At 49.1% G+C, this 21916-nt stretch carries 20 protein-coding genes; 17 read left to right on the forward strand and 3 right to left on the reverse strand.

What is annotated here, in order from left to right; translation table 11 throughout:
* Window positions 1-24: 24 nt before the first annotated feature.
* A complete protein-coding gene (locus AC6ESO_RS26785) occupies window positions 25-1035 on the reverse strand; it encodes a LysM peptidoglycan-binding domain-containing protein (RefSeq protein ID WP_497094062.1) in 1011 nt (336 codons plus the stop codon).
* A gap of 291 nt (window positions 1036-1326) precedes the next feature.
* On the opposite strand from AC6ESO_RS26785, the gene AC6ESO_RS26790 reads away from it, so the two are divergent.
* The 10 genes from AC6ESO_RS26790 to AC6ESO_RS26835 all read left to right on the forward strand — a co-directional run bounded on the left by AC6ESO_RS26790 (window position 1327) and on the right by AC6ESO_RS26835 (window position 13731).
* Window positions 1327-1749 carry a hypothetical protein gene (locus tag AC6ESO_RS26790; protein WP_497094063.1) on the forward strand — a complete coding sequence of 141 codons (423 nt, stop codon included), beginning with the start codon at window positions 1327-1329 and terminating at the stop codon, window positions 1747-1749.
* A 15-nt stretch (window positions 1750-1764) separates the two neighbouring features.
* The gene (locus AC6ESO_RS26795; protein WP_497094064.1) at window positions 1765-6744 is read left to right on the forward strand and encodes a DUF4132 domain-containing protein; all 4980 of its coding nucleotides are present in this window, start codon (window positions 1765-1767) and stop codon (window positions 6742-6744) included.
* A gap of 72 nt (window positions 6745-6816) precedes the next feature.
* Window positions 6817-7173, forward strand: a complete 357-nt coding sequence (locus AC6ESO_RS26800) for a hypothetical protein (protein WP_497094065.1) — start codon at window positions 6817-6819, stop codon at window positions 7171-7173.
* Entirely contained in the window at window positions 7170-8096 is a 927-nt protein-coding gene (locus tag AC6ESO_RS26805) for a phosphotransferase family protein (RefSeq protein ID WP_497094066.1), read from the forward strand. The genes AC6ESO_RS26800 and AC6ESO_RS26805 overlap by 4 nt, the downstream gene beginning before the upstream one ends.
* Before the next feature lie 36 nt (window positions 8097-8132).
* Entirely contained in the window at window positions 8133-8954 is an 822-nt protein-coding gene (locus AC6ESO_RS26810) for a GNAT family N-acetyltransferase (protein WP_497094067.1), read from the forward strand.
* A 271-nt stretch (window positions 8955-9225) separates the two neighbouring features.
* Entirely contained in the window at window positions 9226-9669 is a 444-nt protein-coding gene (locus AC6ESO_RS26815) for a GNAT family N-acetyltransferase (RefSeq protein ID WP_497094068.1), read from the forward strand.
* Between the two features lie 172 nt (window positions 9670-9841).
* Window positions 9842-11293 carry a spore germination protein gene (locus AC6ESO_RS26820; RefSeq protein WP_497094069.1) on the forward strand — a complete coding sequence of 484 codons (1452 nt, stop codon included), beginning with the start codon at window positions 9842-9844 and terminating at the stop codon, window positions 11291-11293.
* A 10-nt stretch (window positions 11294-11303) separates the two neighbouring features.
* Window positions 11304-12416, forward strand: a complete 1113-nt coding sequence (locus AC6ESO_RS26825; RefSeq protein WP_497094070.1) for a Ger(x)C family spore germination protein — start codon at window positions 11304-11306, stop codon at window positions 12414-12416.
* A gap of 14 nt (window positions 12417-12430) precedes the next feature.
* Entirely contained in the window at window positions 12431-13534 is a 1104-nt protein-coding gene (locus AC6ESO_RS26830; protein ID WP_497094071.1) for a GerAB/ArcD/ProY family transporter, read from the forward strand.
* Entirely contained in the window at window positions 13531-13731 is a 201-nt protein-coding gene (locus tag AC6ESO_RS26835) for a hypothetical protein (RefSeq protein WP_497094072.1), read from the forward strand. The genes AC6ESO_RS26830 and AC6ESO_RS26835 overlap by 4 nt, the downstream gene beginning before the upstream one ends.
* A 41-nt stretch (window positions 13732-13772) precedes the next feature.
* Here AC6ESO_RS26835 and AC6ESO_RS26840 read toward each other — a convergent pair whose 3' ends face one another.
* Window positions 13773-14240 carry a DinB family protein gene (locus AC6ESO_RS26840; RefSeq protein WP_497094073.1) on the reverse strand — a complete coding sequence of 156 codons (468 nt, stop codon included), beginning with the start codon at window positions 14238-14240 and terminating at the stop codon, window positions 13773-13775.
* A gap of 171 nt (window positions 14241-14411) precedes the next feature.
* Between AC6ESO_RS26840 and AC6ESO_RS26845 the strand changes: the two genes are divergently transcribed.
* The 4 genes from AC6ESO_RS26845 to AC6ESO_RS26860 all read left to right on the forward strand — a co-directional run bounded on the left by AC6ESO_RS26845 (window position 14412) and on the right by AC6ESO_RS26860 (window position 17203).
* Window positions 14412-14939 (forward strand): GNAT family N-acetyltransferase, encoded by a 528-nt coding sequence (locus tag AC6ESO_RS26845; protein WP_497094074.1) that lies wholly within the window; start codon window positions 14412-14414, stop codon window positions 14937-14939.
* A 161-nt stretch (window positions 14940-15100) separates the two neighbouring features.
* On the forward strand, window positions 15101-16081 hold the full coding sequence (locus AC6ESO_RS26850; RefSeq protein ID WP_497094075.1) for an aldo/keto reductase: 981 nt from the start codon (window positions 15101-15103) through the stop codon (window positions 16079-16081).
* Between the two features lie 72 nt (window positions 16082-16153).
* Window positions 16154-16531 (forward strand): MerR family transcriptional regulator, encoded by a 378-nt coding sequence (locus AC6ESO_RS26855; protein WP_497094076.1) that lies wholly within the window; start codon window positions 16154-16156, stop codon window positions 16529-16531.
* Between the two features lie 111 nt (window positions 16532-16642).
* Window positions 16643-17203, forward strand: a complete 561-nt coding sequence (locus tag AC6ESO_RS26860; protein ID WP_497094077.1) for a DJ-1/PfpI family protein — start codon at window positions 16643-16645, stop codon at window positions 17201-17203.
* A gap of 108 nt (window positions 17204-17311) precedes the next feature.
* Here AC6ESO_RS26860 and AC6ESO_RS26865 read toward each other — a convergent pair whose 3' ends face one another.
* Complete coding sequence (locus tag AC6ESO_RS26865) at window positions 17312-17929, reverse strand: TetR/AcrR family transcriptional regulator (protein ID WP_497094078.1); 618 nt, start codon at window positions 17927-17929, stop codon at window positions 17312-17314.
* 165 nt (window positions 17930-18094) lie between these two features.
* Between AC6ESO_RS26865 and AC6ESO_RS26870 the strand changes: the two genes are divergently transcribed.
* The 3 genes from AC6ESO_RS26870 (at window position 18095) to AC6ESO_RS26880 (ending at window position 21798) form a co-directional block, all read left to right on the forward strand.
* A complete protein-coding gene (locus AC6ESO_RS26870; RefSeq protein ID WP_497094079.1) occupies window positions 18095-19312 on the forward strand; it encodes a multidrug efflux MFS transporter in 1218 nt (405 codons plus the stop codon).
* Between the two features lie 15 nt (window positions 19313-19327).
* Window positions 19328-19981: an MBL fold metallo-hydrolase gene (locus AC6ESO_RS26875; protein WP_497094080.1), complete on the forward strand. Its 654-nt coding sequence runs from the start codon at window positions 19328-19330 to the stop codon at window positions 19979-19981.
* Between the two features lie 311 nt (window positions 19982-20292).
* Window positions 20293-21798 carry a malate:quinone oxidoreductase gene (locus AC6ESO_RS26880; protein ID WP_494817870.1) on the forward strand — a complete coding sequence of 502 codons (1506 nt, stop codon included), beginning with the start codon at window positions 20293-20295 and terminating at the stop codon, window positions 21796-21798.
* Window positions 21799-21916 lie beyond the last annotated feature (118 nt).

Consider the following 21916-nt stretch of genomic DNA (forward strand, 5'->3'; position numbering starts at 1 on the left):
CATGTAAATGGCAGCCCCTCGGATTTAAGCTTTAAGATAAGGAATTTTCAACACATCGCCGGCTTTGATATCGTCGTTATTTGCCAGATGGTTGGTCTGTGCGATGTTTATGGCGTACTTGGTGGAACCGTAGTGTTTCCGCGAGATGCTTGTGAGCGTCTCTCCCTGCTGCACCGTATGAGTGGCAAGCGGCTTCACGACCGGTATGGCCGGAATGAGCAACGAGCTTCCCGCGATCAGATTCTTGTTAGGATCGAGCTTGTTTTGCTTCGCAATCAACGCTACATATTTCTTCGTTTGATAGAATTGCAGTGAAATATTAGACAAGGTATCGCCGGTACGGACCAAATAGGTTGCCGGTAGTGTGACCTTGGAGTAGTCCATGTTCTGCGGCTTAACAGCCGTGGATCCGGCAGTCGAAGATAACGCTGGAATCTTGATGGTATCCCCTGCGACCATATCATTGATAAACACAATATGGTTATATTCCGCCAAGCGGGCGACGTACTGCTTCGAATGATAGAATTTCATCGATATAGAGGAAAGCGTGTCCCCTTCTTTGAGAACATAGGTCATCGGGTATTTTGCAGGCTTGGAAGTTGAGCTTGATGAAGGCTTACTAGCCGGTTTACTAGCTTGGACAACCTTAATCTCGGGCTTCGAAGCGGTCGATTTATCCGGTGTGGCAGCTGTCTTCACAGCAGCTTCTTGATCACCTTTGACTGAAGTTTCGGGTTTCGTAGTCGTTGTAGTCGAGTTAGATGATTTCCCGGGAGCAGGCGCTAACTGATGAACAACCTTGCCGCCGTCAGTCTTGGTAGTCGTGTCCCCATCCTTAATCACTTGAATGCCCACAGGATCATTCCCTGTCGCGGCTTGCTTCGGTTTGGAGCCGGATTGAGCTGCATAAATGCTATACAGAATTCCGCTAATCAATAGGATGCCGGCTGTTGCCTGGAGAATTAGCACCGTGCTTTTCTTCCGCTTACGAGCGGCTCTGGGTTGAAAATCGCTTCCTTTCGCGTCTTTGTTCAAAGTGCATACTTCCTTTCGTGTTCAGAATCTCTTTCATTTCCTATATCTTACTATACTTATTCGTCTCGAAACGGAACATCGGTGAAATCAGGTGATTGGCACTAGACCGGGGCAGGAGTATGCACCTAATTGCAAGATAGAGCTATGATTCTGAGGCCGATCATCACGGGGCAAATGGCGGAAATTCGGGCATCTGGAGTAGTTCATAGTGGTCATGGGAGGGAATTAATCCGAACGCTTCGAAATAAATAGAAGGCCTATTATAACGAATAATCAGATTGGGGCAATGTGATGCAAATACTCATTATGGTCAAGCAAATCGGTAAACGTAAGCCAATCCTTGGTGAAATGGCCATGCAATTACCTCACCTGCCGACAACGCTGGAAGAGCTGATTACACAGATCGTTACGCTCGAAGTGCAGCGGTATAACAGTGGTGACGCTGTTCAGTCGAAGGTGCTGACCGCGTTGACGGAGGAACAAATTGCGGATCAACTGGAGTCCGGTAAAGTGGGATTCGGTGCGAGGTATAACCCAAATCAGCAAGACTTCGTTCAGGCTGTAGACAATGCTTGTCTCAGCTACAAGGACGGTCTCTATAAAGTATTTATTAATGAGCGTGAGATAGAGAAGCTGGATGAACCTATTCAGCTGCAAGGCACCGACCGAATTATGTTTATACGATTGACGATGCTTGCTGGGCGAATGTGGTAATGAAGGGGAGTGGGAATGATGCAGTGGACCAAAGATCGGTTGGAGAATATAAAGCAATATTTTGCTCGGAAAATGGATAATTTGAATAGTCTACCCGCTGCCCAGCGGGAGATGGCAACCGTCATCATGGATTGTTATAGAAGTGAATATGTTTCATTCGATAAGTACACCAAGCTGAGACAAGCCTTGCTGTCAGAGACGCACACCCAAGTTACGGATGTGTTCTCAGGGGATCAATTTGAGGTGCTGCGTTTTCTGCTGGGTGATCCACTCGCGGCAGCGTTCAAGAAAATATGGGACCGGTGCAGTCTGTATCCGTTCTCGATGGGTTATCTCAGGCGATCATTCCGGACGAATCGCGCTTCGGGGGTATACCTCGAGTCGAATTTGGATCGGTTAGGGTATGCGCTGCGTTTTGTTGCGATGGGATATTCTACCGCGCAGCTTGAAGTTGTAGGAGTTGAATCGGAGACAGCCGACTATCCGTATTTGCATAACTATATTGCTTTGGAGATTGATGAGGGAAATGGCGCACTACTCCAGCAGTTGAAAGAAGTCATTTACAGCGAGAATAACACGGCTGTCGTTACCCGCAACATCATCAAAGGAATGCTCATGAGCCGCAATCCGGAAGCACATGCCATCATTGGGGAATTGCTGCTGGCCGCCAAGCTGCAGGAGGGTTTGCGCCAGACGATTACGGAATGTATGGACGAAGCCAGCAGAGAAGGGTTTATCTACATCCTGGGCATCATTATCGAGCATGAGTTAAGCCGGTTCTCATCCATCATTCGTGCGTTTGATGTGTGGACAGGCTTGGCACTGGAAGCGCAAAAGCCGGCGGTCATTAAGAAATGTCTAAAAGCCGCTTACGATTGTTTGACGAACGAGGCTTCCCTTCTCGAATGCCTGGAAAGCGAGGACAGCCAGCTGCTGTACGTCGGACTATGGGCTACTGCCGTTAATGAATTGATGGATACCGAAGCGAAAATCATAGCGTTAAGGGAATCCGGCTCCAAATACAAGCAAATTACTGCCCTGCAATTCTTAGCTCAGACTCAGTTTGCTGCATTCCAACACCAGATCGCCGCTGCCTTCTTGGACAGCACGGATCTGGAAGTCCTTGCTTGGGTGCTGCCCAATTTGTTCAGTGATGTCTCAAGCTACAATTTAAACCACCGACAGCTGGGGCCAGAGGATTTTCAACAGTATGTCGTCACGGATAGAACGATGTTTGGTCAATTGCAGCACATCCTGGTTCGTATGCCGAAGAAAGAAATGACCTATTCAAACTGTGCTCTGTCCTTTAGCCGGACGGTGTCAGCCGATCAGATATGCGCACTCATGTTAATCGTGGCTTATATTCACAGTGATCAAGAAATGTTCGATGTCATGCTCGATTACCGGGACAAAATGAATGTGGATACACGTTCCACGCTCGTTCATATTTGCCTTGAGAGACCGCAAAGCGAGAAGCAGCGCCAAGCGTTGATTGAGGCGTTAGGCGACAAAGGGTCGGAAGTTCGCCAGGCAGCGCAGCGAAGCGTGGAGCTCTTACAGCTAAGCGATGAGGAATATAGCTGGGTGGAAGAATTGCTGCAGTACAAAGCAGGTGATCTTCGTAAAGCGGTTATTCAATTGCTGCTCAAGCAGGAGCCGGAACAGCTGAAAGGAACGATCGAGCGTCTGCTGTCGGATAAGAAAGAGGACAAGCGCTTAGGCGGACTCGATATGGTTCTGAACCTGAAGGAAGACGAGAAGAGGCTGCCTGTTTACGAGCAATGCGTCGCGCTGTTGAAGGACAAGGATGTGATTAAGCGCTCTTCGAGGGAGCTTGTTCTGATCGAGCGGATTACGGGGACGGTTGAGGTGGAATATAGTCCGGAGAATGGTTATGGACTCTTTGACCCGCAGCAGCTCCAACAGCTGCCTGAGCTAAAGCCATGGCCGGGTGCCTCGCTTCAGGACATCTTGACATCAAGTGCCAAGGAAATTCAAGATCTGCTGGAAAGCTGGCGTGACCTCATCCACGAGTATCGGGATTATGAATACGAGATTGAGGAGTATGACGGCAGCCGCGGCAAAATCGTACTTGGCACACAACAATGGGGCATGCGTGCTCTGGTAAACTCGCATAATAAGGGGCCTGCCGTATTGAATGATTATCCATTGGCAGACGTGTGGCGCAGCTTCGCCCAGGACAAGGGGCTCGATACGAAGCGCATTCTTGAGCTGCTCTTCTATTACGATGTCTGTTCAAGAAGATACGGGATGTCGCTCAGCGATTTTTCGTCCCATTTTCAAATCTCGCATGTCTATCAGATGCTTTCGCCATCCGTTATCAGTGCGGTAGCGAAGTGGCTCGGGGACATGCAGTATGAGCGCCTCATCTATAGCCTCCTGAAAGCCATGTTCAATGAGTGTGATCCGCGGGAGCGATTCGTACTGACACACAATGCGTCGCTTGCGATATATGAAGGTATTCTGATCGATCAACAAAGTGAGTTCGTCAAGCAGCATCCAAGCTTGGAGATTCAGCAGCCATACCGCTCACAGGTACTGAGATTCACGGAAATCATGACGACAGAGGAAGTCTCGTTCTGGTATTCCGAAATGGCCGGGGTTTATAACGACGAAGAGGATATGTTCCGGGCGGGGTTTGCGCTGCTGTACCATTATGAACGTTTGGATGAACAATCGGATCGTCACGTAGTGGGGTTACCTTCTTTTGCCAAGGCGTATGAGTCCGGCTTCATTACGACCAATGAATTGTATAAGGAACTGCTCGGCAGGCAGAGCAGCCCTGATCATATCAACACGATTACGAATGAGCATCGCCATCAGCGCGAACAGCTGCTTCTGTATCCGCAAGCGGAGCTAATCGGCAGATTGGCAGTGGAGCGGATTGTCGAAATCGAGCTGCAGCGCGGGGACAGTGACACAGCGGTTAGCTTTCTGGCCCAGCGTATTAACAAATACGAGGGCATGCAGTATTTTGTCGGCTGCTTGCTCAGTTTGGGGAATAAGGAGAAGCTGGCACGCGGGTATTTCTATGCTTGGGGAGGCGGGCAAACGAAGAAGGATATGATCAGCCATCTGCTGAAGTGCTGCTATCCGAAGCCGGACGACGACGCCAATACATTAAGAGGACTGCTGGAAGGCCGCGATATTTCAGAGATTAGACTGATCGAGGCGGCCATGTATGCCCCGCAATGGGTGGAAATTATCACCGATTACTTAGGCTGGGATGGACTGGCTTCTGCTTGCTGGTATTTCCATGCGCATGTGAACCAGCATTTCTCTACGGATAAAGAAACGATGGTTGCGCGGTATTCGCCGATCTCGGCGATTGATTTTAATGAAGGGGCCTTCGATATTAACTGGTTCTTCGAAGCCTACGAGACCATTGGGGAACAACGCTTTCAGCTGGTCTATGACAGCGCCAAATATATTGCAGATGGTGCGAACCATAAGCGGTCTCAGTTATTTTGCGATGCCGTGCTCGGCAGGTTGAATGCGGAAGCCATTGAGAGCGAGCTTTCGAGCAAACGAAACAAGAATCATGTGCTCTGCTACGGCTTGATTCCGTTCGCCAACGATAATCGGAAGGCCGAGCTTATTCACCGGTATGAAGTCCTGCAGCAATTTGCCAAAGAGAGCAAGCAGTTCGGCGCACTGCGGCGAGACAGCGAGTCGAAGGCGGTGAACATTGCGCTGGACAATTTGGCCCGTAACGCCGGATATTCCGATGTGATCCGCATGACGTGGAATGTGGAAGCGGAGAAATTCAAGCAAATTGCGGCCAGCTTCGAGCCGGTTACGGTACAAGAATGGCAGGTTTGCCTGGTCATGGATGAGAGGGGCAAAGCCTCGGTATCCATTACGAAGGATGGCAAGCCGGTGAAGACGATGCCATCCAAGCTGAAGCATGATGAAACGCTGGCAGGCTTGAAAGAATTGCAAACCTCATTGAGGGATCAGCATAAACGCGCGCGAGCCGCACTGGAGAGAGCGATGGTGCTGGAAGAGGCGTTCACCGCTGAAGAGCTGAGCCTCATTCAAACCAACAAAGTGATCGAGCCACTGTTAAAGGACTTGTTGTTTAAGTCCGCGAATGCGATTGGATTCTTCGAACAAGGGAAATTGCGGGACATTAGCGGGAACGTCATTCCATTGGATGCGGCAGAGGAAGTGCTGATCGCGCATCCGGTTCATTTGTACGAGAGCGGAGCGTGGGCGGCGTATCAGAAGGTTGTCATTGAGCAGCAAATCGTACAGCCCTTCAAGCAAGTGTTCCGGGAGCTGTACCGCCCGAATGCCGATGAATTGCTGGAAGGGGTTCGTTCCAGACGTTATGATGGGCACCAGATTCAACCTAGAAAAGCAGCTTCGCTGCTGAAATCCCGTCAGTGGACGGCGAGCTACGAAGAGGGATTGCAGAAGGTGTATCATAAGCAAAACATCGTGGTGACCCTGTATGCCTTGGCAGACTGGTTCTCGCCGGCCGAGGTAGAAGCGCCGACAATTGAAACGGTAGCTTTCTATAAGCGCAAAACAGGCGAACCGATGCAGTTGGTTGATATTCCGAAGGTGATCTTCTCCGAGGTGATGCGCGACGTTGATCTGGTTGTCAGTGTGGCTCATGTCGGCGGCGTTGATCCGGAGGCAAGCCTATCCACCGTGGAGATGCGGGCAGCGATGGTACGCGAGCTTGTTCCGATTCTGAAGCTGGACAATGTAGTGATCAAGGGCTCTCATGTGCATATCCAAGGAGCCTTAGGCGAATATACCGTTCATCTGGGCAGCGGTATGGTGCATCAAATGGCCGGCGGAAGTTTGCACATCTTACCGGTGCACGCGCAGCATCGCGGCAGGATCTTCTTGCCCTTCGTCGACGAAGATCCGCGGACAGCGGAAATTATGTCGAAGGTCCTGCTGCTTGCTGAGGACCGTAAGCTGAAGGACCCTACTATTTTGGAGCAGATTAAAAGATAAAGAACGTAGAAGAGAGAGGCAGCAGATCGGAGTGATTTGCTGCCTTTTATCTAAACAGCTGGGGGCTAATATGTGAATAGTGAGACATTTAAAATAACTCGACTTCGGTTTGGTTCGTTCATCAAATGGAATAGTTATATTGCAGTTTCTTTTGGAACCATGCTAGGTTTGTTGTTTTTTATTATTGGTTTGCTAGGCGGTAAGTTGAACGCGACATTCAATGGTCAACAGTTGTCGGGTATACAAGAAAAGGTATTTGCCCTTATTTTTCCGCCGATTTTTATGTTTATCTTTGGCATCATGCTGTCACTCCTCTTATATATCCCATTAATGCTTATATTGAAAGTAACCAAAGGAATCAACCTCAAAGGAAATGTTGAGATCATAGTCGCTGACAAACCAGCGCAGCCAGAGGAGGTTCTAACGTGACCGCATACGAAAAGCCAACTCTAGCTCTCGCCGATATAGAGGAAGTATTGAGAGCTCATCTGGGATCAGGGGCGGCGGAGATAACGCCAATGACTGGCGGCAACCTGAGCAGTGTTTACTCCTTCATGCATGAAGGAAGGGGACATGTCATTAAATTCAGTGACATGGCAGGGGCGTACGAAACGGATCGCTATATTTCAAACCTGCTATCTAGTCAAGGAATACCGTTCCCGCGGTTTCTTGGACAAGGGAAGGTAGGGCATCTGGGATACGTGATCATAGAGCGAATCGAAGGCGGCAATTTCGCGGATTGTTCCGGGGAGCAGCAGTTGAACCAGCTTCCGGAGCTGATACAGCTCCTGACCCGAATTAACCATGTCGAGCTGGGCTCAACAAGCGGCTATGGGTGGATCAAACCTACGGGCGATGGTACCTTTCATACGTGGAAGGATTATCTGGTCGATGTATTCGCGGAGGATCAAACGGGGAACTTCTGGGAGAATTGGTATGACCTTTTTCAAACGACTTGCTTGGAGAAAGATGTGTTCGATGAGTGCTATAGCCGTTTGATGGGCTATTCGACCTACAATGAGCCGCACCGGCATTTTATTCATGGGGATTTTCACCAATGGAATATTTTATCGGACGGTAAGCGTATCACCGGCATCATTGACGGTAACTGCGCATACGGCGACTTTCTCGTAGATCTCGCGATACTTGATAGACATATGGCGGGTCTTGAAGTGATTCAAGCTTATCAAGCTTATCAAGAGCAGGCCGGAATTATGATACCGGATTTCAAGGAGAGATTGATCGGCGCGTATTATTTTAAAGGCATGGATGGACTTCGTTTCTATGCGAAAATGGGATGGAACGATGCCTATCAATCGACTCGCGAGTTTCTTCTAAACTTGAATAAGTAATATGGAGCAAATCTACGGACGGACAAAGGAGAAAACATGTTAACGACTGGGCAAATACTAGCTATCGAACAATTGCAAATCGAGTGTGAAGCTTATGATCATGTCCAGTTGAAGCTCAACTGGGAAATGCTTAGAGAACGCGATTCTGACCAACTCGACTTGTTTCATTATGAAAATGAACAGCTTGTAGCATTTGTAGGTTTGTATGCTTTTGGGTCAACGGTCGAAGTATGCGGCATGGTGAAACCCAGTGAACGACGGAAGGGGCATTTCCAGCGCTTGTTCCGGCAAGCGATGGAGAAGGTCGAGCAGAACGGATTCAAGAGAGTTTTGCTGAACGCGCCTGCGGGATCAGATACGGCAAAAGCTTTCTTGAGGAAACAAGGCGCAGAGTATGCATTCTCCGAGCATCAAATGGAGTGGCGAGAAAAGCCTCTTGGCGAAACGGACGGCATTATTCTGAGGCCAGCGATGCCGGAAGATTACGAACTGCGTGTACGCATATCCGTTCTGGCGTTCGGAGATGAAGAAGCAGATGCCCGAGCGATGGAGAGTCACGTTTATGCGGGGAACACCGATGTGTTCATGATTGACGTGAACGAAGACACGGTAGGCAAGATCCGGGTGAGCCGCGAAGAGGAGCAAGCATGGATTTATGGATTTGCTATCCTACCTGAACATCAAGGTAAAGGGATAGGCAGCAAAGTATTGCGCCTAGTCGTTAAAGAGCAAAGCGCAGCCGGCTACTCGGTACACTTAGAAGTCGAAACGAAGAATGAACACGCTCTAAGGTTGTATGAATCGGTCGGATTCAAAGTGGTGCATGCGCAGGATTACTATAGCTACCAACTGCGATGAAGTTCTAACGAACCGTACGGCGCTTATTTGCCTCAAAACAGCTCCAAAAAAATTCTAACGAACCGTAGAGGCACTATTCGGCGGTTTGTGGGGAAATTGGAGTGAATTTTGAGGTAATAACGCCTCTACGGTTCGTTAGATTCTCGGAGGCGAGAAATCCGGCCGAATAAGGCCTGTCCGGTTCGTTAGCTTTTCGCGGATTGCGAACAGCAACGTATGGACAGCGCTTTTTTGCCTCAAAGGAGGACATCTTAATGCTTTACACTGGCGAATGAGTGCAGATGCCGCTGGAAATATATTAGGTTGGAAGTATGAGCAACCCTATGATTATTACAACAACGTACTAAGTTCTGAGTCGTTAAAGGAATTTCTATCAGGCTCCTATTTTGCTGTATATGATAGTAACACAGCATTAGTCGGATTCTTTTGTATAGGAATCGCTGCACAAGTTCCAAATGATAGCTATACGTATTCACCTGATTTTATAGACATTGGATTAGGAATGAGACCTGAGTATACGGGGCAGGGAAATGGAACGTCTTTTCTCACCTCTGTGCTTGGCTCTATAGAGAAAACCTACGGAAGTCTCCCAAAACGACTAACAGTGGCAACGTTTAATAAACGAGCGATACATCTATATGAAAAAATCGGATTCTGCCAGGAATCCGATTTCACCAAAGGGTCAACTGGATTTACTGTTATGATTCAGAAATAGCTATAGAAATAAGGCCACCAATTCATATTGGTGGCCTATTGCATCTTAAAACGGTTAATTATGTAAGGATTGACCCTGCCGCACGACAGAACGCTGTCTCTCCATAATAAGGAATGAATATCCCACTTTCTGGACAACCTGACTGGAGTAATTGCAGGAGGGGAACGTTTCCATGACGGAGCAAAATCAGGATCTTGCGGATCGGATAACGGAACGGCTGGGAGTCTCTCCGGATGTTGTACGCCGCCATCTGCAGACAAAGGCGGGGTTCGAGGTATCCTGCCTTTTTCTTACTTCCTTAGCTGATCAAAATCAAGTGGACGAAGCGATTATTCGTCCGCTCCTTCATGCTACGCAGGCGACAAATGCGGAACACCTCGAGATTGAGCCTTTTTCCTGGTTAAAGATGAGCATTTCCCATGGTCAAATGAAGGAAACGGCCGGACTGGATGAGTGCGTGGAAGCGCTTCTGGGTGGACATTGCCTCATTCTTCTCCCAGGGAGTAATCAAGCACTTGCGATGGATGTCTGCAAGCGGGAACAACGCAGCGTTGAAGAACCCAGTACGGAATCGACGATCCGTGGGCCGCGAGAAGGGTTCGTGGAGGATTTGATCCGCAACCTGTCTCTTATCCGCAAGAGAGTGAAAAGCGATAAACTCGTATTCGAATCCATGGTTATCGGAACGGAAACGAAAACGATGGTTTGTTTAGCCTATATGCGAGGCATAGCCTCGGTGAAAATAGTGGATGAATTCCGGAAGCGGCTACAGGCGATTCATACAGATAGCATTTTGGAGAGCGCCTATATCGAGGAATGGATTCAAGATAAAGCCCTCACGCCTTTTCCGCAATTAATTGCAACGGAAAGGCCGGACGCTATCTCCGCGAAGTTGTTGGAAGGACAAGTAGCGGTCTTGACCGACGGTACGCCGATCGTGTTAGCGGGCCCTCTGACGTTTTTCCAGTTGTTCTCCGCGCCGGAAGACTATTATCAGCGCGCCGATATCGCGACGCTGCTGCGCTGGCTTCGGTTGGTTGCCTTTTTTCTCGCCATATTCGTTCCCGCGCTGTATATTTCGGTCGTCAGCTATCATCAGGAATTGCTTCCTGACCCACTCTTGGTCAACTTGGCCGCTCAACGGGAAGGTGTGCCTTTCCCGGCCTTCATTGAAGCGATCTTGATGATGGTTACGTTCGAAGTGTTACGGGAGGCGGGGCTGCGGATGCCGCGGATCGCCGGACAGGCAATCTCCATCGTCGGAGCGCTTGTCCTTGGGCAGGCGGCAGTGGAGGCGGGGATTGTCTCGGCGGCCATGGTCATCGTCGTCTCGATCACCGCGATATCCAATTTCGTCTCACCCATGTACAGCTTTGGTATCACCCAGCGCATCATTCAATTTGCTTTCATGATCCTTGCCGGCACGATGGGACTGTTCGGACTCATGTGCGGCGTGTTTTTTCTGCTGACTCATCTTGCTTCCCTCCGTTCGTTCGGCGTCCGGTATTTCGCGCCATTTGCTCCCATGTACCTGCCCGATTGGAAGGATACGTTCGTACGGGTTCCCAGGCCGCTTCTGAAGGGCCGTTCGAAAATGTTTCAACAGGGAAAGTCCAGAAGGTGAGCTCATGATCATGAAATGGTTACAGGTTGCCGCTCTGCTGCTAATGTGCACGGGTTGCTGGGATATGAGAGAGATCAATCATCTGGCCTTGGTGGATATGACCGCTGCGGACATGGATCCTAGAACCAAACGTATAACTGCTTATTACCAAGTCATCAATCCGACCGGTATCTCACCCCGGCAATCCGGCCCTGCGCAAGCGTCCGTCTATACCTATGTAGTCTCGGAACAAAACCCCGGCCTGTTAACCGAAAAAACAGGCACGATCATGTCTCGGATGCTTTTCACCGCCCACATGCAATGCTATGTGTTCACCGAAAGAATCGCGAGAGAGGGGTTGCTCGAATTAATCAATTATTTGGAACTGAATACGGAGCGACGAACCAATGTATACGCCGTCGTAACGGATGCGCCAATTCAGAAAGTCATGGAAAACTTCACCCCGCTCGACCGGGTGCCAGGGCGAAATCTCCGGTTGTTGATGGACTGGCAAGCGAGTACATTCGGCATGACCAGAAAATTGACTCAATTGGAAGATATCGTGAAGGGGATTCCTTTGAGCCGTCCGACGATCATTCCGATCCTTCATTACTACGGAAGTAGTCCGGCTTCCCAACCGGATCGAGTAGAGACCATAAAGGCGACAGAAACAGGGTTTCAAATTTCTGAAGGCGCAGTGTTCATTCGAGCGAAAATGGTGGGGGAGATCGATCAAAACACCAAAAAGATGTATTACGTTCTGAACGGCGATGCCCGCAGGTGCTTGGAAAGCATCAAAGTGAACGGCGTCCACGTGGATTTGGAGACGAGGAATATCAAAGTTAAACGAAAATGGGGGCCGTCGCGGCTCCATATTACAATCCACGCTAACCTTCGGATTCTGTACAATCAACAAATGAGACCGCTCACGCTTCAGAATTCACACGAAATCGAGCAGGCTTTTAATAGGACCTTAAAGGAGCAGTCGGACGAATTCGTCCGATTCGCGCGCGAGAAAAACTGGGATCTGCTTGGAATCGGAGATACGAAACAAGGACGCGGAAAGTGGAGAGATTTCGATGTTTCGTTCGAAGTGAGCTCCAAAGCGGCCGTGTTCGGCAACACGAGAACGCCCTACCAATAAGGAGAGAGATGGCATTGGAAAAACATCTGCAACTGGGCGGGTGGCAACTATTCGCAATGACTGCCGCGTTCGTCGCGGGGACGTCGTTCATCTTGCTGCCCGTCGGACTTATTTCTGCAGCGCGGCAGCTCGGATGGCTCGTCCAACTGTGGAGCACGTTGTTTGGCGTTGCCGCCGGAGCGTTCTGGCTGTACGTGGCAAGCCGGTATCCCGGTCTATCCCTTGTCCAAATCTCCCAAAAGGCGCTCGGTAAGCACGTGGGAGGCTTCGTAGCGCTGTGTTATATCGTGTTTTTCGTTCAAATGGCGGCATGGGTAACACGAAACATGAGCGACTACATGCAGGTTAACCTGATGCCAAGAACACCGATTAGCGTGTTTAACATCTTGGCTCTGCTTGTATGCGCCTATGCGGTGATCAAAGGAATCGATACGATCTCTATGGTGAGCGTAGTCATTCTCCCCATTCTGATCATCGCTTATTGGACGCCGTTTACCGTCATGTTGAGAGAGTGGGACTGGAGAAACTTTGACTATCCGGGCGCTTTCGAATTCTGGCCGACCCTAGCGGAGACGAAATACGCGCTCGGCTTTCCGTTCATGGAGACCGTTGTTTTCATGATGGCATTCCCTTTGGTCCGTAAAAGGCTCAATGCCGCCTTTTTGGGCGGAATCGCCTTTATGGGCTTCCAGCTTGCACTGGGGATTTTCTTTACGATCGGCATACTCGGCGTTTACCGTGGATCACATCTGTCGTACCCCATTTATATCATCTTCCGCGAAATGCAATTCTCTAATTTCATCGAGCATCTGGAAGCGATCATATCCGTGAACGCGCTTCTGCTCGTGTTCCTGAAGCTCAGCGTGCTATTCTATTTCGCCGTATCGGCGATCTGCCAGCTGTTTGCAATCGAGAACAGAGCTATCGTTGCTTACCCGCTCGTATGGGTCATCTCAGCCTACGCTTTGTTTTTCGCTAATATCGTCGAGAATGCGGAATGGGTCCAAGACTATTTGTTCATCTATTACGTTCCGTTCGGATTCGGTTTTCCTTTATTGTTCCTTGTCTCCGCTTGGCTTCGCAATCGCGGCGCAGGTGCGAAGGAGGCGGCGATATGATCTGGCTGATTCTACTCTATATCGCGTTCCTAGTTTCCGGGTTAATTATTATGAAAGCCAATACGATAGGTCGAAAAGAAATGAGTTTGTTCGTCGCGATTACGACAATCGGCTGCATCCTGTGGGGGAGCTTGATTGTGCATCGGCCTCTTGATTTGAACAAATGGATCGGCATGGCCATCGATTTCATGTTTTGAGCATAGAAGAAGGGCTGCCGCTCGGCAGCCCTTCTTAACTATCATCCCCCGCCAAGTCGCGCGTATAGGATGTAATCCACACCCTTCGGATCAGCCCCGCTCTGGCGGAGCAGCGTGTTGATTTGGCCGCGGTGGTACTGACCGTGCAGGGCGACATGGATCAAGATGTCGCGAGTCGAAGTCTCAAACGGTGCTCCGGCTTGGCTGCGATAAGCAACCGACTTGTCTAGTTCCTCTTCGGGCAAGGCGCTTAGCCAAGCTTGGTATCCGCTTCCGTTCGCTTCGATCAGCGCTTCGCAGTCGAGCGAATCCGCATCCTCCACCCACAGGATGATACCTTCACTGCTCTCGCCGCGCAGCCGAGTCAGCCAGATGCGCTCCGCCTGGAGTACGTGCAGAAACAGTAGCGTTGCTTTGCTCGCTTCATCTTTCGGCGCGGCTCGCAGCGCTTCAAGCAGTTGGCGGTTTGCCCAATCCATATGTGCGAATAGATTTCGAATCGTTTGCATGCAATCGACCTCCGTTATGCTTTGATATCGTACCCCATTCCACTTCTATTTTATAACAAAAGCGGTGAGAAACCTGAAAAGTTTGGTCTAACACTGACAACAAATATGTAATAATGTTACAGTTTAAAGGAGTGGAAACCTTAAATCGGCGATGGACCCGGAGGAATGATCATGGAGATCACAGGCGAGAAAGTGTTGCTCAGAGAGTACACGGCAGACGATTTTACTTTTTACAGTGAATTAGAACAACATAGCCATACTTACAAATACGAAAGCCAACGTCCGGACCTTGACCAAATCATAAAAAATTTCCAAACGATCCTGGCCGATCGTGATGCCAATCCGCGTGTCGTATATGCATTTCTAATCTGTGATAAATTTGATTTGCGTCCTATTGGCAGAGTCAGAATTAGATTAAACTGGGCTGAAATCAAGGAGTGGGAGATGGGGTGGGCACTGCATCCAGATCATTGGAAAAAAGGCTACGCAACTGATGCGGCAAAAACGCTCATCGGTTTTGCTTTTAGCGAACTTCATGTTCATCGTATAGTCGCTTACGCCAATGCGGAGAATGAGCTTTCCGAACAAGTCATGATTAGAGCCGGCATGATAAAGGACGGTTTACTTCGGGAGACAAGATTCTGCAATCAGAAATGGTGTAATGAAGTAATCTATTCCGTACTTGAGAGTGACCTCTGAAGCATCATATTTTCTTACGAAGGCTGCCAATTGATTGGCAGCCTGTTGTGTATGCCACGACGAATGATGTGGGCTTGACTTGGAGTTAACTCCAAGTGAGATACTATCCAATGAGGCTTATGAAGCGTAATCGAATGAACGGAAAGCGAGGAACCAATCTAATGGAATATGTGAAACTCGGAAATACAGGCCTGGATGTATCCCGGCTTTGTCTGGGTTGTATGAGCTTTGGTGTTGCGGAGCGGTGGATTCATCCATGGGTTCTTGATGAAGAGAACAGTCGTCCTATTATTAAGAGAGCGCTTGAGCTTGGCATCAATTTCTTTGATACGGCGAATGTATATGCGGACGGCACAAGCGAGGAGATTGTTGGACGGGCTCTTAAGGATTATGCGAATCGCGACGAAATTGTATTGGCGACGAAGGTGCATTTTCGCATGCATGAAGGGCCTAATGGCGCAGGACTTTCACGGAAGGCTATCATGAGTGAAATCGATAAGAGTCTTAGGCGATTGGGAACCGATTATGTGGATCTGTACCAAATACACCGCTGGGATTACAACACGCCAATTGAGGAAACGATGGAAGCCTTGCATGATGTCGTGAAGGCAGGGAAGGCCAGATACATTGGTGCTTCAGCGATGTATGCATGGCAGTTTCTAAAGGCGCTGCATGTGGCGGAGAAGAATCGGTGGACCCGGTTTGTGTCGATGCAGAATCACCTGAACCTGCTCTATCGTGAAGAGGAGCGGGAGATGCTGCCGCTTTGCAAGGAAGAAGGGATTGGCGTCATCCCATACAGCCCGCTGGCTTCCGGAAGATTGACGCGCGACTGGTCGGAGACCACCAAACGCTCCGAAACCGATCAGGTTCAGAAATCGAAATACGATGCAACGGCTGATGCAGATCGACTGATTGTAGAACGGGTAGCGGCAATCGCAGCGCGGCGCGGCGTTCCCCGTGCACAGGTCGCGTTAGCTTGGTTATTGCAGAAAGAACCGGTAACCGCGCCAATTATCGGTGCTACGAAACTGTCTCATCTCGAAGATCCGGCAGCTGCGCTTGCGATTAAACTAACAGCTGAAGAAATTGCTTCGCTGGAAGAGCCGTATATTCCTCACCGTGTGGTAGGCGCAATCTAATAGTTGTAACGATAAGGACGCCCTGTTCGATGAGGGGGCGTTCTTGATCTGAAAGCAGGAGGTGGAAATAGCATGTTAATCGCAGAAGTAAGCGAGAAGTTCGCTCTATCCCAAGATACACTGCGCTACTACGAACGCATTGGGCTTATCCCTCGGGTGAACCGAAACAAAAGCGGCATCCGCGATTATACCGAGGAAGATTGCAGGTGGGTGGATTACATCAAATGTATGCGAGGGGTAGGCCTTCCGGTTGATGTTTTGACGGAGTATGTTCGTTTGTTTCAACAGGGCGATGAGACCGTAGATGCCAGAAAAGAAATTCTAATCAGGCAGCGTGAGCAGCTCTTCGCCAAGATGGAAGAGATGAAGCGAGTACTGGAGCGCATGGATGATAAAATAGCGAGATATGAACAAACCCTTGTTGAAAGGGAAAAAACGCTGAACCGATGATTAGCATGCAGAAGCCCTCGACAAAATAGGGCAATTTACGTCCCTTTACAGATATTTCCTCTTCATGGACAATGAATAGGGGTTCTAATTTGTTCATGGAGCGTGATCGAGTTGTCTAAGAAGATTCTAATCCTTACAGGTGATGCCGCTGAGTCATTGGAAGTGTATTATCCTTATTTCCGCGTATTGGAGGAAGGGTTTGAAGCGGTTATCGCGGCTCCAAGCGTGAAGACGCTGCGAACGGTCGTCCATGATTTCGAAGGCTGGGACACGTACACGGAGAAGCCGGGTTATCAGCTGAATTCGCATCTTGCATTCTCCGAGGTCGATCCTTCCGAATATGCCGGACTTATTATCCCAGGCGGCAGAGCTCCTGAATATATTCGGTTAGACGATAACGTGCCTCGTATCGTCAGCCATTTCTTCGAAGCGGATAAGCCTGTCGGCGCAATCTGTCATGCGGCGCTTATTCTAGCGGTCGTTAACAATCGCAGCTACTTCGAAGGCCGCTCGATGACGGCTTACTCGGCCTGTCGTCCGGATGTTGAGTCGCTTGGCGCGACTTATGCGAAAGAAACCCTTTGCGTAGACGGCAATATCATTTCCGGTCATGCTTGGCCGGACCTCCCCGGCTTCATGCGGGAATTCTTGAAGCAAATGAATAGTCGGTAGTTTCTAAGGCAGAGCATGGATAAATTAAATGTTGCAATACGGTACACCAAACGGCAGTCCAAGACGATCACTCGTCTAGGGCTGCCGTTTTTTACTGGGAGCTCGCGCTCAGGTTTGCGGAAGGAAGGTGAGGCAGATTTGTTCCAGAAACCGCTCCGATGAATAGCCGCGTTCTTCGAGCTGAAAGGAGTAGGATTCGCTGCTTAGCGCCATTAGGAGCATGTCCGCTTTAAACACGTTGTTCGGCTGCTGCGGCTGACCGGAAACCGTCATTTCGTCGAGCAGCCCGACGATCAGCTGATGCAGCTCTACATACAAAGGGCTTTGCGTTCGCGATCTAAACCGGTTGGTGGAAGCGGAGTCCTCAACCCCTTTAAGAAGCTGGGATTTCTTCTCCCTGAATCGAATGAACAAGCTGAGCAGCCCTTGCAAACGTTCGCTCGGCGGGGCTGTTCGATGATCCAGCAAGTGCGTTTCGATACTATCGAACAGAAGGATGATGTTCTCTTTCATTAGATCGTGGCAAAGCTCGCCTTTATTGCGATACCGGCGGTATAACGTGCCCGGACCAATCTGTGCTTCTGTAGCAATTTGGTTCATACTGACTTGTTCTACACCATGTTGATCGAAGAGGCGAAGTGCTGCATCCAAGATGCGCTGACGATTCTCGGCAGCATCGCGGCGTTCGGAACGTGGTGGAGGCGTTGGTAGAGGAGAGTCTTGCATCGATAGGTTCACTTCCCGAAATTCAAATAGGTCTGTCTTGACAAGCGGAGCGGTCTCCGTTTAACATCAAATGGAGAGGTCTCCGCTTCATGCTATCATAAAGAATGGAAGTGTTCAACAGATGAGCAAATACGTTTTTTTCGTATGGTTGGGTTGATGCATCCGATGCCAATTTGGAAAAGAAATTTGATTGTTTGCTGGTTCGGGATGTTTGTGACGGGAGTGGGCATGAGTCAGATTGCGCCTGTATTGCCGCTGTTTATCAAGCATCTTGGCGTCGATGATGCAAGCGAAATTGCTCAATTCTCCGGACTTGCGTTCGGCATTACGTTTATCATTTCCGCGATATTCTCGCCAATATGGGGTGCAGCTGCAGACAAATACGGGCGGAAGCCGATGCTGCTGCGAGCGAGTCTGGGTATGGCGATTGTGATTTTCTGTATGGGCTTTGCGCCTAATGTATATGTATTAATTGGACTCCGTTTATTGCAAGGCATTATCACCGGTTACGGCACGGCGTGTACGACGTTAATTGCTACTCAGACCAATCGAGAACATGCCGGTTATGCGTTAGGCACACTGTCGACGGCCAGCATTGCGGGCTCTTTGCTTGGGCCTATGATCGGCGGCTTCCTGGTGGAGAATTTCGGGATGCAAAATGTATTCTTCATCACAGGAGCATTGATGTTTATCGCGTTCCTAACAACGGCCTTATTCGTCAAAGAAACCTTCAAGCGCGAAGATAAACAGGTGAAGAGTGCCAAAGAAGTGTGGGCTCTTATTCCGGAGAAAAGCTTGACGATCACGATGTTCGTGACCTTCTTCGTTTTAACGGTAGCCCTGTATTCGGTGGAACCGATCCTTACCGTTTATATTACCCAGTTAACCCGCAATCTCAGTCATGTCGCGCTCATTGCCGGGATCACTTTCTCTGCCTCGGGGCTTGCCAATATTTTTGCGGCTCCACGGTTAGGGAAGTTATCTGATCGCATCGGGGCACATAAAGTCATGTTGTTTTCTCTGGTTGCGGCCGGGATCATATTCATCCCTCAAGCTTTCGCAAGTAATCCTTGGCAGTTAATGATTCTGCGATTCTTGTTAGGGCTAACGGCTGCCGGGCTAACGCCTACCGTTAACATTTTGATTAAGAAAATTACACCTACAGCCATTACGGGAAGGGTGTTTGGATTTGCGATGTCGGCAGGTTACTTAGGCGTATTTGGAGGGGCAGTTCTTGGCGGGCAAGTGGCAGCCTGGTTCGGCAGCCGCTACGTCTTTATTGTTACCAGTGCGCTCCTTTTGATCAATGCGGTGTGGGTGTATTTTAACGTGTATAAGAAGCTGCAAGGGAATAAAGATTTGAATGCAATCCAATACCATTAAAAAGGGGCTCCTCCTATGCAAATCAAATGGTTCGGTCATTCCTCATTTCTTCTGACATCAGAAGCAGGAACGAGGATTCTCATCGATCCTTATTATAAATTTCTTGGCTACCGCATGCCGGTCCCCATTGAATCGGATATCGTTGTAGTCACGCATAATCATGGCGATCATAATAAAATCGAGGCGGCCTCGGGCAACTATATCCTTGTGAATCAACCAAAGGAATATAACTGCGGCGATGTGCGCATAACCGGGTTCAAGACATTCCACGATAAGGTGGAAGGGAAGAAAAGAGGACCTAATATTATTTTCCGCTTCGAAATGGATGGTCTGACGATCTGCCATTGCGGAGATTTGGGACATCTGCTAAGTGATGAGCAAGTCAATGCAATCGGCAAAGTGGATGTCCTTATGATTCCCGTTGGGGGAAGAATGACGCTTGATGGAGCGGAGGCTGCGCAGGTGATGCGTCAATTGCAGGCGACAGTGGCGATTCCGATGCATTATCGTACGAAGGCACTCGGCTTCCTTGGGCGAATCGTCTTCGCTAAGGCGGATAAATTCCTCGCGGCCGCAGGGACGCGTTCAACGTTAGATGTGAAGATGCTGCATGTATCTGCAGACAATGCAGCTGATTTTGCCGGCACGGTCACGATGCAGTACGATTAGAGCTTGGCGGGATTTGGCTTTGTTATTTGCTAGGAAGAAGTGGTTAAACTAATAAAGGTATGGGGCCTGTTAGTTTTTACCGCTATCGGCAAGCATAGTGGAATAAAGGATATGTTAGGTGCAATTGGTACACGAATTTGTAAAGGATTATTGAACCCAATTATTTTATTCTCTAAATAATAGTGATACACTAGGAGAGAGAAAAATGACCGGAAAAGATGTGTGATAAGGTTTTACCCTGGCTTGCTGTGGCGCTTTAGCAGGAACGCTCACATCCTTTCTGCAAATCGTAGAGTAGAAGGACGGTAAACATGAGCAACAGACAAACGAAAACAGACGTTATCTTAATTGGTGCCGGCATCATGAGTGCTACCTTAGGTTCGCTGCTTAAAGAATTAGTACCGGACTGGAACATTACCGTGCTGGAGCGGCGCGGAACTGCCGGCGAGGAAAGCTCAAACGAATGGAACAATGCAGGAACAGGACATTCCTCACTTTGCGAGCTTAACTACACTACCGAGAAACCGGACGGGTCCATAGATATTAGCAAAGCTATTAAAGTGAATGAAGAATACCAGCTTTCGAGACAGTTTTGGTCTTATCTGGTTAACAGCAACTTGATTCGTAATCCACAGGACTTTATCGTTCCGGTGCCTCATATGAGTTTTGTTCAAGGGGAACAAGATGTCAACTTTTTGAGGAAACGGTTTAAAGCTTTGGAACACAATCCACTGTTTGACGGAATGGAATATTCCGAAGATCCAGCGAAGCTGAAGGAATGGATTCCGCTGATGATGAAAGACCGGAATGTGAACCAACCGATCGCGGCTACAAGAATTGAATCGGGTACGGATGTGAACTTTGGCGCTTTGACGCGTATCTTGTTTGACCACCTAAAGAGTGAGAACGTTGATATCAAGTTCAACCATAATGTTGATGATATCAAACGTGCGTCAGACGGCTCGTGGGAACTGAAAGTGCGCAATGTCGAGAACGGCGCGGTTGAGCGTCAAACGGCGAAGTTCGTCTTCATCGGCGGCGGCGGCGGAAGTCTGCATTTGCTGCAGAAATCCGGTATTCCAGAAGGTAAAGGGATTGGCGGCTTCCCGGTAAGCGGATTGTTCATGGTTTGTCAGAACCCGGAAGTGGTAGCGCAGCATCGTGCCAAAGTATACGGACAAGCTCCGGTCGGTGCGCCTCCAATGTCGGTTCCGCATTTGGACACACGCGTGATCGATAAGAAAGAGTCGCTGTTCTTCGGACCGTTTGCCGGCTTCTCGCCGAAGTTCTTGAAATTCGGTTCGATGTTCGACTTGTCGTCCTCCGTTAAAGGACATAACCTCGTTACGATGATGGCAGCTGGCGTGAAGAACGTTTCATTGACCACCTACCTGATCAAGCAAGTTATGTTATCGAAAGAAAAACGAATGGAAGCGTTACGGGAATTTGTTCCGAATGCAAACAGCGCGGATTGGGAATTACTGGTAGCGGGTCAGCGTGTACAAATTATTAAAGATACTGCGGCCGGCAAAGGAACACTCCAATTTGGTACGGAAGTTATTAGCGCCGCTGACGGCTCCATTGCAGCCTTGCTTGGTGCATCTCCTGGTGCGTCAACTGCGGTTTCCGTTATGCTTGAAGTCATTAAGAAATGCTTCCCTGAACATGTTAAAGAGTGGGAGCCGAAGATCAAAGAAATGATTCCTTCTTATGGCGTGTCCCTGTTGAAAAACCCTGAGTTGATCCGTCAACATCAACTTTCCACAGCGAAGGCGCTTGGTCTGAGCGAGAAGGGTTCGTTGCAGGCTACGCACTAAACTATAGGAATTGAAGCAGCCGAGATTGTTCGGCTGCTTTTTTGCATTTTGGGGGCGGAATACGCTAACGAACCGTAGAGGCCTTATTTGCCCCAAAACAGCAGCGAAAAAATTCTAA

The organism is Paenibacillus rhizoryzae (assembly GCF_059686995.1).

Bases quoted from the DNA above. Each gene is read 5' to 3' on its own strand.
- AC6ESO_RS26865 (WP_497094078.1), bottom strand. From the start codon at position 17,929: ATGCAAGACTCTCCTCTACCAACGCCTCCACCACGTTCCGAACGCCGC.
- AC6ESO_RS26855 (WP_497094076.1), top strand. From the start codon at position 16,154: ATGTTAATCGCAGAAGTAAGCGAGAAGTTCGCTCTATCCCAAGATACA.
- AC6ESO_RS26810 (WP_497094067.1), top strand. From the start codon at position 8,133: ATGTTAACGACTGGGCAAATACTAGCTATCGAACAATTGCAAATCGAG.
- AC6ESO_RS26815 (WP_497094068.1), top strand. From the start codon at position 9,226: ATGAGTGCAGATGCCGCTGGAAATATATTAGGTTGGAAGTATGAGCAA.
- AC6ESO_RS26880 (WP_494817870.1), top strand. From the start codon at position 20,293: ATGAGCAACAGACAAACGAAAACAGACGTTATCTTAATTGGTGCCGGC.
- AC6ESO_RS26835 (WP_497094072.1), top strand. From the start codon at position 13,531: ATGATCTGGCTGATTCTACTCTATATCGCGTTCCTAGTTTCCGGGTTA.
- AC6ESO_RS26790 (WP_497094063.1), top strand. From the start codon at position 1,327: ATGCAAATACTCATTATGGTCAAGCAAATCGGTAAACGTAAGCCAATC.
- AC6ESO_RS26870 (WP_497094079.1), top strand. From the start codon at position 18,095: ATGCCAATTTGGAAAAGAAATTTGATTGTTTGCTGGTTCGGGATGTTT.
- AC6ESO_RS26875 (WP_497094080.1), top strand. From the start codon at position 19,328: ATGCAAATCAAATGGTTCGGTCATTCCTCATTTCTTCTGACATCAGAA.
- AC6ESO_RS26850 (WP_497094075.1), top strand. From the start codon at position 15,101: ATGGAATATGTGAAACTCGGAAATACAGGCCTGGATGTATCCCGGCTT.
- AC6ESO_RS26840 (WP_497094073.1), bottom strand. From the start codon at position 14,240: ATGCAAACGATTCGAAATCTATTCGCACATATGGATTGGGCAAACCGC.
- AC6ESO_RS26825 (WP_497094070.1), top strand. From the start codon at position 11,304: ATGAAATGGTTACAGGTTGCCGCTCTGCTGCTAATGTGCACGGGTTGC.
- AC6ESO_RS26820 (WP_497094069.1), top strand. From the start codon at position 9,842: ATGACGGAGCAAAATCAGGATCTTGCGGATCGGATAACGGAACGGCTG.
- AC6ESO_RS26795 (WP_497094064.1), top strand. From the start codon at position 1,765: ATGATGCAGTGGACCAAAGATCGGTTGGAGAATATAAAGCAATATTTT.
- AC6ESO_RS26845 (WP_497094074.1), top strand. From the start codon at position 14,412: ATGGAGATCACAGGCGAGAAAGTGTTGCTCAGAGAGTACACGGCAGAC.